This window comes from Falsibacillus pallidus (assembly GCF_050990905.1).
Classification (GTDB): Bacteria; Bacillota; Bacilli; order Bacillales; family DSM-25281; genus Falsibacillus; species Falsibacillus pallidus_A.
In genome coordinates, this window is the sequence record NZ_CP158866.1 from 1579827 (window position 1) to 1591732 (window position 11906).

Here is an 11906-nt window from a genome sequence, read left to right on the forward strand (position 1 = left end):
TTCTTAAATATATTTTTTATCTGAAAATTCTTTAAATATCGACATTAATTAGACGATTTTAATGGATTCCCCTCAATGAAAAGGCTTTATATTACTGTATTTTCCAAACCTTTGCAGTGAATATTCATGCTAGAGATATTAGTGCAAGTTTTTTCGACAAAATCTTACTCTCCTATTTATTTATAGTTGAAAAAGTGTTATAGTATTTTCGATTAGTAGGAATGAAATACATCAGAGGTCTGATGTCTTGAGAAAATATGGTGGGGGATCCAATGACGATTAAATCTGACAGTAGACATTTGTATTTGCAAGTTATCGATCGAATTAAAAACGATATTTCAGCAGGAGTGTATAGAGAAAAAGAAAAACTGCCTTCTGAATTCGATCTTGCTAAGCAATTAGGTGTTAGCAGAGCAACACTGCGTGAGGCCCTTAGAATCTTAGAAGAAGAGAATGTGATTATAAGGCGGCACGGTGTTGGAACTTTTGTGAATGCGAAGCCCCTGTTTACATCGGGAATCGAACAGCTTAATAGTGTAACCAACATGATTAAACAGGCTGGAATGGAGCCCGGGACCATCTTCTTAAGCTCTTCATCACAAGGACCGACAGAGGATGATATTCGCCGTTTTTCATGCAGTATGGATGAGGAAATGGTCGTGATTGAAAGGGTGCGGACAGCAAATGGGGAACCTGTGGTCTACTGCACTGATAAAGTGCCTGGAAGCGTTTTCCCTCATGACTTCACACATGAGGATGGGTCCATTTTCACCTTTTTTGAAAAAGAGGCAAATCGAAAAATCACCCATGCAGTCGCCCAGATTGAACCAATAGGATACCATGATAAAATTTCTCCCATATTGGAATGCGATCCGGAAACAGCGCTTCTAGTTTTGAAACAGCTGCACTATGATCAAAACGACGAGCCCATTCTCTATTCTGTGAACTATTTCAAAGCGGACAAGTTCAGTTTCCATGTTGTGCGTAAGCGCATCAATTAGAACACAAACGCCCTGCTCATCACATTTCTTACTAAATCATCAACCATTATTAGGGGGGAACCTTAGTGAAAAAACGTAAGTTAGGACTTGCATTATCACTAGTTTTGGCGGCTGGAACACTTCTTGGTGCTTGTGGATCAAGCGATAAAGAAGGAAAAAGCGGCAAAGAAGGAAAAGATCAATTTACTGTAGCCATGGTTACAGATGTCGGCGGTGTAGACGATAAGTCTTTCAACCAATCAGCATGGGAAGGCCTTCAAGAATTCGGTAAAGAAAACGGAATGGAAAAAGGCACAAACGGATACGACTATCTTCAATCTTCTTCTGATTCTGATTATTCCACTAACTTAAACACATTAGTACGTAAAAAGTTCGATCTAGTAATCGGTATCGGTTTCTTGATGGCTGATGCAGTAAAAGAAATTGCTGACCAACGCAAAGATTCACAATTCGCAATTGTTGACTCTGTTGTAGATGCACCAAACGTAGCGAGCATCAACTTCAAAGAGCAAGAAGGTTCTTTCCTTGTTGGGGTTGTAGCTGGTTTAACTACAAAAACAAATAAAATCGGTTTCTTGGGCGGAGTTCAAATGCCGTTGATCGAGAAATTCGAATCTGGATTCAGAGCTGGTGTTAAATCTGTAAACCCTGATGCAACTGTAGATGTTCAGTATGCTGGTGCATTTGATAAAGCTGACGTTGGACAGCAGATCGCTTCCAAAATGTTTTCTTCTAATGTCGATGTAATCTTCCATGCTTCCGGTGCAACTGGAAACGGTGCATTCAAAGAAGCTAAAGACCGCAAAACAAAAGAGCCTAACAAAGATTTCTGGATTATCGGCGTAGATAAAGACCAAGCTGATGAAGGTAAAGTAGAAGTGAACGGTGAGCAAAAGAGCGTAACATTGACTTCAATGGTTAAACGTGTAGACGTAGCTGTAAAAGATTTGGCTACAAAAACAAAAGCTGGGAACTTCCCTGGTGGAGAAGTTATCGAGTATGGTTTGGATAAAGACGGTGTAGGAATTGCTCCAACACAAGATAATCTTTCTGAAGATGTTCTTAAAGCAGTAAAAGAGTGGAAAGACAAAATCATCAATGGAGAAGTGAAAGTTCCTGCTACTCCTGATGAGTTTGCTAAGTTTGACGCTGGCAAGTAATCTGCCAATCTATTGAAATATACTATAGGATAAACGGGCTGGGCATCTGCCCGCCCGTATTCTTCCTATTGAAAATGAGTGTAGAATGCTAAATAGAGATTTGAAAGAGAGATCCGTTCCTATTTCTATTTAGGATTTTAAAAGGGATACTCGATTTCCTTTTCCTATTTTTTCTAAGAAGTCTGACCTCTAACTACTTGATCTTCTTAAAAATATACAGCTCTAAATAAGGGAGTGACCAGGGTGGAACACGTAATAGAAATGCTTAATATTCGCAAGGAATTTCCGGGCATCGTTGCTAATGATAACATCACCCTCCAAGTGAAAAAGGGAGAAATTCACGCTTTACTAGGAGAAAATGGAGCCGGTAAATCAACCTTGATGAATGTCCTTTTCGGTCTTTATCAGCCAGAAAAAGGAGAAATCAAAGTAAAAGGAAATCCTGTAAAGATCACCAATCCAAATATAGCCAATGATCTTGGTATCGGGATGGTCCATCAGCATTTTATGCTTGTCGATACATTTACCGTAACGGAAAATATTGTCTTGGGTAAAGAGCCTAAAGCCCTAGGACGAATAGACATAAAGAAAGCAGAAAAAGACGTCAGGGAAATCTCTGAGAAGTACGGACTATCCGTAGATCCGCAAGCGAAGATTTCTGAAATTTCTGTAGGGATGCAGCAAAGGGTTGAAATTCTTAAAACCTTATACCGCGGGGCTGAGATTTTGATTTTTGATGAGCCGACTGCTGTTCTTACTCCACAGGAAATCAAAGAGCTGATTCAAATCATGAAGAATTTGATCAATGAAGGCAAGTCAATCATTTTGATTACCCATAAATTGAAGGAAATCATGGAAGTCTGCGACCGGGTAACTGTTATCCGGAAAGGAAAAGGAATCAGCACTTTGGATGTATCTGATACGAATCCGATCGAATTGGCAAGTCTGATGGTTGGACGTGAAGTCACATTCAAAACGGAAAAAATTGATGCTATTCCTAAAGAGAATGTTCTTGAAATCAAGGATTTGACTGTGAAGGATTCTCGCGGTGTCTCTGTAGTCAATAATTTGAACCTGGATGTACGAGCTGGGGAAATTGTCGGGATTGCAGGGGTCGATGGCAATGGACAATCCGAATTAATTGAAGCTATCACAGGATTAATGAAGGCTGAAGGCGGATCCATTAAGCTCGCTGGGAAGGATATTCTTAATATGAAGCCCAGGAAAATTACAGAGTCAGGAATTGGCCACATTCCACAGGATCGCCATAAGCATGGGCTTGTCCTCGATTTTCCGATTGGTGAAAATATGGTTCTCCAAACTTACTATCAGAAACCATTTTCTAAAAATGGCGTATTGAATTACAAAGCCATTTATCAAAAGGCTAAGACGTTGATCCAAGAATTTGATGTACGCACGCCGAGTGAATTCACACCTGCACGTGCGTTGTCAGGCGGTAATCAGCAGAAAGCCATTATCGGGCGTGAAGTAGACCGCGATCCTGAATTGCTTATTGCTGCACAGCCTACACGTGGACTGGACGTAGGCGCTATTGAGTTTATTCATAAAAGATTGATTGAGCAGCGTGATAACGGAAAAGCTGTCCTGCTGATTTCTTTTGAATTAGACGAAATCATGAATGTCAGCGATCGGATTGCTGTTATATATGAGGGCAAGATTATAGAAATCGTAGATCCAAAGACTACTACAGAGCAGGAATTAGGATTATTAATGGCTGGTTCTAAGCGTGTGAAAGCAGGTGAACAAACGAATGGCTAAGCGATATATGAATATATTGATACCTCTGATTGCTGTTCTATTGGGGGTAATTGCTGGAGCAATCATTATGCTTGTCAGTGGATACAAACCAATTGATGGCTATGCATCACTTTGGAATGGTGCATTCGGTGAGCTTTATTATACTGGTGAAACAATCAGGCAGATCACCCCGTACATCCTGGCAGGATTGGCTGTTGCGTTTGCTTTCAGAACAGGACTGTTCAATATCGGGGTTGAAGGACAGCTGATTGTCGGCTGGCTCGCATCGGTCTGGGTAGGGGTTGCATTTGATGCACCTAAATTCATCCATTTGCCTCTGGCTGTTATTGCTGCTGCCCTTGCAGGCGGACTTTGGGGTTTCATCCCTGGGTTCTTAAAAGCAAAATTCAGAGTTCATGAAGTTATTGTTACAATCATGATGAACTATATCGCACTTCATGTGACGAACTATTTCATTCGTACTGTCCTTTCAGATCACAGCGATAAAACCGAAAAAATCCATGATTCTGCATCATTGGCATTCTCTGATTCCATGCAGCAGTTGACGGATTATTCACGACTTCATTGGGGAATTCTCATTGCACTCGCATGTGTCTTTATCATGTGGTTCCTCTTGGAGAAAACGACCAAAGGCTATGAGCTTAGGTCCGTAGGCTTCAACCAGCATGCTTCTGAATATGCTGGTATGAACGTCAATAAAAATATCATTCTATCAATGGTCATTTCCGGAGCATTTGCTGGCCTTGCCGGTTCAATGGAAGGGTTGGGGACTTTTGGATACGCGTCAATCAAATCAGGGTTCACAGGAATCGGGTTCGATGGAATCGCGGTTGCGCTGCTCGGCGGAAACACAGCAGTAGGCGTCATTTTTGGTGCATTGCTATTCGGTGCATTGAAAGTAGGGGCACTCAATATGCCGATGGAATCCGGTGTTCCAACCGAACTTGTTGATATCGTCATTGCTTTAATCATATTCTTTGTTGCTTCAAGCTACATGATTCGCTGGTTCATTGAGCGGATCAGCAAAAAGGAGGGGAAATAAGTGGATTTTATTCAAATACTTTCGATTATTGTCCCTTCTGCCTTACTATTCGCGGCTCCGCTTATTTTTACGGCTTTAGGGGGAGCATTTTCAGAACGTTCCGGTGTCGTTAACATCGGACTTGAAGGATTGATGGTCATTGGTGCATTTACATCGATCGTTTTCAATCTAACGTTTTCTGACCAGCTCGGCAGCTCGGTCAAGTGGTTTGCTCTTTTGGCAGCTATGATTGTCGCATGCATTTTTGCTTTGCTGCATGCAGTAGCTTCCATCAGTTTCAGGGCAGACCAGGTTGTTTCAGGTGTTGCCATCAACCTGCTTGCTGTCGGATTGACACTTTTCCTTGTTAAACTTATCTACGGAAAAGGACAAACGGATATGATCCAAAATGCTTTCAGAAAAGTGGATATTCCCGTTCTGTCAGACATCCCTGTAATAGGGAAGATTTTCTTTGCAAACACGTACTATACATCCTTTTTCGCGATTATCGTCGCATTCATTGTATGGTTCATCATCTTTAAAACACCATTTGGACTTAGACTGCGTTCTGTAGGGGAACATCCAATGGCAGCTGATACGATGGGAATCAATGTTACGAAAATGCGCTACATCGGTGTAATGATTTCCGGAGCTTTAGCAGGCATCGGCGGCGGAGTATATGCGGAATCCATTTCATCCGATTTCGGACATGCAACCATCAATGGCCAAGGCTTTATGGCTCTTGCAGCCTTGATATTTGGTAAATGGAATCCACTTGGAGCAATGGGAGCAGCACTGTTTTTCGGTTTTGCCCAGTCATTGAGCATCGTCGGAAAGAGTCTTCCTCTTTTAGAGAACATTCCAAGTGTATATCTTCTGATTGCTCCGTATGTGCTGACTATTTTAGCGCTGGCTGGATTCATTGGAAGAGCAGATGCCCCAAAAGCGCTCGGAACACCATATGTAAAAGGAAAGAGATAACGCCTTTATTTTAGAACCCGTTTAATAGCAGCGGGTTCTTTTTTATGCTTCTTTTTCCTCCATTGGCAATAGTTGAAAGGTTGATTCGTAAACATGTATAGTAAGAATAAATGAACAGCAAACTAAATAATGCCTAAACGTATGAAGGATAAAGGAGGATTATGGATGACAATAATCAATGAATCGATCAAAGATAAAAAAGGATATCGGCTGCATGTGATCAAGACGGACAAATATAAAACAAATACATTCGTATGGAAATGGAAGGCGCCATTGACAAAAGAGGACGTGACAAAGCGTGCGCTCCTTCCACAGGTCCTTCAAAGCAGTACAAAAGATTATCAGACAACGACAGAATTGCGTGCATACTTGGATGAATTATATGGGGCCAGCTTTTATGTGGACCTTGCCAAAAAAGGAGAATACCACATCATCAGCTTTACATTGGAAATTGCGAATGAAAAGTTCCTTAAGGATCCTTCCCCATTAATGGAGAAAGGAATGGAATTTTTGGCATCGGTAATCCTCAATCCAAATGTGGAGAACCAGTCCTTTCATAATGAAACTGTTGAGAAAGAAAAAAGGAATTTAAAACAGCGTATACAATCAGTTTATGATGATAAGATGCGCTACTCAAACGCAAGGCTCGTTGAAGAAATGTGCAAAGGAGAAGTTTTTGCCCTCCATGCAAATGGAGAAAAAGAAGATGTAGATGGAATCACATCCGAAGAACTATTTCAATACTACAACAAAGCACTTAAAGAAGATGAATTGGATTTTTATGTGATTGGCGATGTTAATGAAGCAAACGTGGAAGATCTTTGCCAAAAACTATTTAACTTTGAAGACCGCACTCCACAAACGGTTGTCAAATCCAAGGGATCTGAGAAGCAGGGGGAGCCTAAGGAAATTAAGGAAAATCAAGATGTAAAGCAAGGGAAGCTAAATATTGGCTATAGGACAAATATCACATTCGGCGATGAAGATTATTTTCCTCTTACTGTATTTAATGGCATCTTTGGGGGCTTTTCTCATTCCAAGCTATTCATCAACGTCAGGGAAAAGGCAAGCCTTGCCTATTATGCGGCCAGTTTGGTAGAGAGTCACAAAGGGCTGTTGATGGTCATGTCTGGAATTGATAATAAAAATTACGATCAAGCGGTGAAAATTATCCATGAGCAAATGGATGCGATGAAAAATGGAGATTTTACAGAGGATGAAATCACCCAAACTAAAGCCGTGATTACAAATCAGCTTCTGGAGACAATCGACACGGCAAGAGGATCGGTTGAAGTACTGTACCACAATGTGATTTCAAAAGAGAATATAACCATTGATGAGTGGCTGAAGCAAGTGGAGAAAACAACGAAGGATGAAATCGTGAAGGCTGCGAAAAAGATTGAACTTGACACCATTTACTTCCTTACTGGAAATGAGGGGGATGCGCAATGAAAAAAATAGATTTTGATCAGCTGCAGGAATCCTTATATTATGAAAAGATGGACAATGGCCTGGATGTTTACATCCTGCCAAAAAACGGATTCAATAAAACGTTCTGTACATTTACGACCAACTATGGTTCTGTAGACAACCATTTCGTTCCTTTGGATGGGAATGATTTTGAAAAAGTACCTGATGGGATTGCCCATTTCCTTGAGCATAAATTATTTGAGAAAGAAGATGGGGATGTCTTTCAGCAATTCAGCAAACAAGGCGCATCATCCAATGCTTTTACTTCTTTTACCCGCACTGCCTATTTGTTTTCCAGCACTTCAGATGTAGAAAAGAATTTGATTACCCTTATAGATTTTGTCCAGGATCCTTATTTCACTGAAAAAACGGTTGAAAAGGAAAAAGGAATCATTGGCCAGGAAATCACGATGTATGATGATAATCCTGACTGGAGGCTTTATTTTGGATTGATTCAGAACATGTACCACAATCATCCTGTTAAAATCGACATCGCAGGTACCATTGATTCAATTGCACCGATAACCAAAGATTTGTTATATCTTTGCTACAATACGTTCTATCACCCAAGCAATATGCTTCTATTTGTCGTCGGGCCTGTGGATGCAGAAAAGACGATGAACATGATCAGGGATAATCAGAATAAAAAAGATTTCAAAGAACAAAAGGAAATCCAAAGGAAGTTTGAAGAGGAGCCTGCTGCAGTAGCTGAAAAGAAGCAAGTATTGAAAATGAATGTTCAGTCCTCTAAATGTTTAGTCGGCATTAAAGCGCTGGACGTTAACCAAAAAGGAAATGAAATGCTGAAAAATGAACTGACCATCAATGTGTTTTTAGATATGCTTTTTGGAAAAAGCGCAAAAAATTACTTCGATCTTTATAATGAAGGTCTAATAGATGAGACGTTCTATTATGACTATACACAGGAAACTGGCTTTGGTTTTGCAATGATCGGCGGAGATACTGAAAAACCAGATCAGCTGGCTGAAAGAATAGAAGAAATATTATTAAAAGCGAAAGAAGGGGAATTTCTTTCCGAGGAAGCATTGGAAAGGTCCAAGAAAAAGAAAGCGGGGGCTTTCTTGCGGGCAATCAATTCCCCAGAATATATCGCCAATCAATTTACCAGGTATGCGTTCAATGAAATGGATCTTTTCGAAGTCGTTCCAACCCTTGAATCCATTACGTTTGAAGACGTAAAAAGGGAAGCTCAGCGATTTATTGACAAGGAACGGTTGACAGTGTGCCAGGTAGTGCCTAAATAATTCTAAAAAACAACCGCGGGTTCTGCCCAGCGGTTGTTTTAGTTCGGTTATACTATAGAAAAAAGAAAGTGGGGGAGAGGAATGAAAAGGTTTGCACTCATTACAGGTGCGAGTGGAGGAATGGGCAGGAAAGCAGCTCACAGGCTTGCAGAAGATGGCTGGAATTTATATTTGCACTATAACAATAACAAAGAGGCGTGTTTACAGCTGATGAAGGAATTGAAGCCGTACTCTATTGAAGTGATCCCGATTTCCGCTGACCTGGAAAGTGATGAAGGCGTCAATCAATTAATCCAAGGAATATTTCAGCTCGATGCGATCGTGTATGCAAGCGGCACTTCTCATTACGGTCTCTTTATGGATACAACTCTAAAGGAAATGGATGATTTGATTCAAATACATATTAAAAGTCCGATGAGGCTTATCCAAATGTGCCTCCCTAAATTAATGAAGAGTGAACAATCTTCCATTGTTGTGGTTAGTTCTATTTGGGGGCAGACAGGAGCTGCATGCGAAGTTCTTTATTCCACTGTAAAAGGGGCTCAAATTTCTTTCGTGAAAGCACTGAGCAAAGAGGTAGCCATGAATGGTATGAGAATCAACGCCATAGCTCCAGGTGCAATTGACACAAATATGATGAAGAGTTTCACCGACGAGGATATCGAACAGCTCAAAGAAGAAATACCTGCGGGAAGACTTGGCAAGCCGGAAGAAGTGGCCGATGCTGTTTCTTTTCTCTTATCACCGCGTTCTTCTTATATCACGGGACAAGTGCTCTCCATCAATGGAGGCTGGTACACCTAATTTATTTTCAGGCGGATGCATATTTTGGACTTCCGGTAGCAAAATAACTTTTGAACATATCTAAAGGAGGTTCATAACCATGTCTGTTTTAAATAACTGGGATAGTTGGAAGAACTTTTTAGGAGACCGTCTGCATCAAGCTGAAGATAAAGGGATGCATAACGAAGCGGTGACAGATTTGGCTTACCAAATCGGGGATTACTTGGCAAAAGAAGTAGATCCGAAAAATGATCAGGAGAAAGTTCTGGCAGATCTTTGGTCTGTAGCAACTCCTGAAGAACAGCATGCTATCGCAAGCATGATGGTAAAGCTTGTCCAAAATAATGGAACACGCTAATCTGCAAGGCAAAGAGAGGACTATCCTCTCTTTTTTTGTGCCTTTTTTCAGGATATGATTCTTTTGGGGATTCCATCAACTAGAAATCGGAAATGCACCTAGGTTTTTCTTTCATCTTATTAGAAAATCATATATTATAGACACTATAGATATTGTCGAATTATATTTTTTGAATTCAACGGCTTTTAAATGCTTCATGATATTGTTTAAATCGCACAAAGCTTTTATATGAAATGGAGCATGTGCTTTTGCTTTGGGAGGGTTTAAATGGACCGTAAAGAGTGGTACTTAGAATATGAAATTCAAATCAACCGGCCTGGTTTATTAGGTGACATATCTTCTTTGCTTGGTATGCTTTCAATTAACATCGTGACAATCAACGGTGTGGATGAAGGAAGGCGGGGGCTTTTGCTGCTTGCTCAAAGTGAACAGCAGATTGAACGTCTGGAGTCCATTCTGCAAACTATGGAAACAATAAATGTCACTAAGCTGCGAGAGCCAAAATTACGTGATCGCCTTGCAGTGCGCCACGGAAGATATATCCAAAGGGATGCTGATGATAAAAAAACCTTCCGATTCATTCGCGATGAGCTTGGGCTCCTTGTCGATTTCATGGCTGAATTGTTTAAACAGGAAGGCCATAAACTGGTGGGGATCCGCGGCATGCCAAGGGTGGGCAAAACTGAATCTGTAGTGGCCTCCAGTGTCTGCGCAAATAAGAAATGGCTATTCGTTTCATCTACATTATTGAAGCAGACAATCCGTAACCGGTTGATCGAAGATGAATACAGTTCAGATAATATTTTTATCCTGGACGGCATCGTTTCGACAAAAAGGGCAAATGAACAGCATTGGGCGCTAGTAAGGGAAATCATGCGGCTGCCAGCAGTCAAGGTGATCGAGCATCCGGACATATTTGTCCAGAACTCCGAATATTCAATAGAAGATTTTGATTATATCATTGAACTGCGAAATGATCCGGATGAAGAAATTACATATGATTTAGTGCAAAAAAGCAACTTCTTTCAGGAATCCGAATTTGGAGGATTCGATTTTTAGTAATGGCGGGTGTTTGTATTGACAGAATTAGGAATGAGATTAAAAGAAGCAAGGGAATCCAAAGGCTTTAGCTTGGATGATTTGCAGGCTGTGACAAAGATACAGAAAAGGTATCTCGTAGGAATTGAAGAAGGTAATTATGATATGATGCCGGGCAAGTTTTACGTGCGGGCTTTCATCAAACAATATGCAGAAGCAGTCGGTCTTGAGCCGGATGCATTGTTCGAGGAGTATGAGAACGACATCCCTTCCGTTCAAAGCAGCGAGCTGCCAGGGCACATTTCCAGAGTCCAGACCCGTAAGGCAGTATCTTCGGGTACAAGTTCAAAGTTCCTGGATTTTATTCCAAAGATTTTGGCAGCTGTTTTCGCAGTGGGTGTTGTCGCCTTGATCTGGTTCGTTGTACAGCATTATGTGAGCACTGATAATGAGAATGCCGGCAGCAAGTCCGATAAAACTGTAGTGTCAAAATTAAATGATGATGTAAAAAAAGAAGATAACAGTAAAAATGATAAGAAAGATTCCGGTAATAAGAATGCTTCAAGTTCTGAAGATGAGAAAAAAGACACCTCTTCAACTGACAAGGAAGATCAGCAGAAGCCGGATGAGAATCAGCAAAAAATTTCTGTTGTGAATGCTTCCGGAAGCAATACGACTTATAAAGTGGAAAATGCTGAGCAATTCAAGCTGAAAGTGGCTGCGACTGCGAACGGAAAGACTTGGTTAAGGGTGAAAAATGCCAGTGGAGCAACATTATTCCAAGGACAGTTGAGCAATGCTCAAAGCAAGGAGCTTGATTTATCCAAGGAGCAAACTGTCATCATCCGTGTTGGAGATTCAACAGGTACGGAAATCTACGTCAATGATGAAAAAGTTGAATTTGCTGTACCGCCAACGGAGCAAGTCACACAGAACATTACCATTCAACATACAGCACCTGGTCAATAAAGCCGGTGCTGTGTTCTTGTTATGAATGGGAAAAAAGGGTAAGGGAAATAACAATAATAAGAAATTTTTTTCTTTTGTTCA

General features: G+C 40.8%; 11 protein-coding genes. All 11 read left to right on the plus strand.

Translation table 11 applies throughout. From position 1 onward, the window contains the following. The first annotated feature begins 272 nt into the window (after positions 1-272). The 11 genes from ABTV07_RS08350 (at position 273) to ABTV07_RS08400 (ending at position 11825) form a co-directional block, all read left to right on the plus strand. Positions 273-1001, plus strand: coding sequence for a GntR family transcriptional regulator (locus tag ABTV07_RS08350; RefSeq protein WP_433749897.1), 729 nt, complete (start codon positions 273-275; stop codon positions 999-1001). Positions 1002-1066: 65 nt separating this feature from the next. Then, positions 1067-2161 carry a BMP family lipoprotein gene (locus ABTV07_RS08355; protein ID WP_433749899.1) on the plus strand — a complete coding sequence of 365 codons (1095 nt, stop codon included), beginning with the start codon at positions 1067-1069 and terminating at the stop codon, positions 2159-2161. Between the two features lie 243 nt (positions 2162-2404). Then, positions 2405-3940: an ABC transporter ATP-binding protein gene (locus ABTV07_RS08360; RefSeq protein WP_433749902.1), complete on the plus strand. Its 1536-nt coding sequence runs from the start codon at positions 2405-2407 to the stop codon at positions 3938-3940. Next, the gene (locus ABTV07_RS08365; RefSeq protein WP_433749905.1) at positions 3933-4982 is read left to right on the plus strand and encodes an ABC transporter permease; all 1050 of its coding nucleotides are present in this window, start codon (positions 3933-3935) and stop codon (positions 4980-4982) included. Before ABTV07_RS08360 ends, ABTV07_RS08365 begins: the two co-directional genes overlap by 8 nt. Further along, entirely contained in the window at positions 4983-5942 is a 960-nt protein-coding gene (locus ABTV07_RS08370) for an ABC transporter permease (protein ID WP_433749907.1), read from the plus strand. Between the two features lie 165 nt (positions 5943-6107). After that, on the plus strand, positions 6108-7394 hold the full coding sequence (yfmF, locus tag ABTV07_RS08375) for an EF-P 5-aminopentanol modification-associated protein YfmF (RefSeq protein ID WP_433749910.1): 1287 nt from the start codon (positions 6108-6110) through the stop codon (positions 7392-7394). Further along, a complete protein-coding gene (yfmH, locus tag ABTV07_RS08380; protein WP_433749913.1) occupies positions 7391-8677 on the plus strand; it encodes an EF-P 5-aminopentanol modification-associated protein YfmH in 1287 nt (428 codons plus the stop codon). The genes yfmF and yfmH overlap by 4 nt, the downstream gene beginning before the upstream one ends. An 81-nt stretch (positions 8678-8758) precedes the next feature. After that, positions 8759-9481, plus strand: a complete 723-nt coding sequence (ymfI, locus tag ABTV07_RS08385; protein ID WP_433749916.1) for an elongation factor P 5-aminopentanone reductase — start codon at positions 8759-8761, stop codon at positions 9479-9481. 79 nt (positions 9482-9560) lie between these two features. Continuing rightward, positions 9561-9818, plus strand: a complete 258-nt coding sequence (locus ABTV07_RS08390; protein WP_433749919.1) for a DUF3243 domain-containing protein — start codon at positions 9561-9563, stop codon at positions 9816-9818. 267 nt (positions 9819-10085) lie between these two features. Beyond that, entirely contained in the window at positions 10086-10877 is a 792-nt protein-coding gene (locus tag ABTV07_RS08395) for a DUF3388 domain-containing protein (RefSeq protein WP_433749922.1), read from the plus strand. A 9-nt stretch (positions 10878-10886) separates the two neighbouring features. After that, complete coding sequence (locus ABTV07_RS08400) at positions 10887-11825, plus strand: helix-turn-helix domain-containing protein (RefSeq protein ID WP_433749924.1); 939 nt, start codon at positions 10887-10889, stop codon at positions 11823-11825. Positions 11826-11906 lie beyond the last annotated feature (81 nt).

Bases quoted from the DNA above. Each gene is read 5' to 3' on its own strand.
- ABTV07_RS08350 (WP_433749897.1), top strand. From the start codon at position 273: ATGACGATTAAATCTGACAGTAGACATTTGTATTTGCAAGTTATCGAT.
- ABTV07_RS08365 (WP_433749905.1), top strand. From the start codon at position 3,933: ATGGCTAAGCGATATATGAATATATTGATACCTCTGATTGCTGTTCTA.
- yfmF (WP_433749910.1), top strand. From the start codon at position 6,108: ATGACAATAATCAATGAATCGATCAAAGATAAAAAAGGATATCGGCTG.
- yfmH (WP_433749913.1), top strand. From the start codon at position 7,391: ATGAAAAAAATAGATTTTGATCAGCTGCAGGAATCCTTATATTATGAA.
- ymfI (WP_433749916.1), top strand. From the start codon at position 8,759: ATGAAAAGGTTTGCACTCATTACAGGTGCGAGTGGAGGAATGGGCAGG.
- ABTV07_RS08390 (WP_433749919.1), top strand. From the start codon at position 9,561: ATGTCTGTTTTAAATAACTGGGATAGTTGGAAGAACTTTTTAGGAGAC.
- ABTV07_RS08395 (WP_433749922.1), top strand. From the start codon at position 10,086: ATGGACCGTAAAGAGTGGTACTTAGAATATGAAATTCAAATCAACCGG.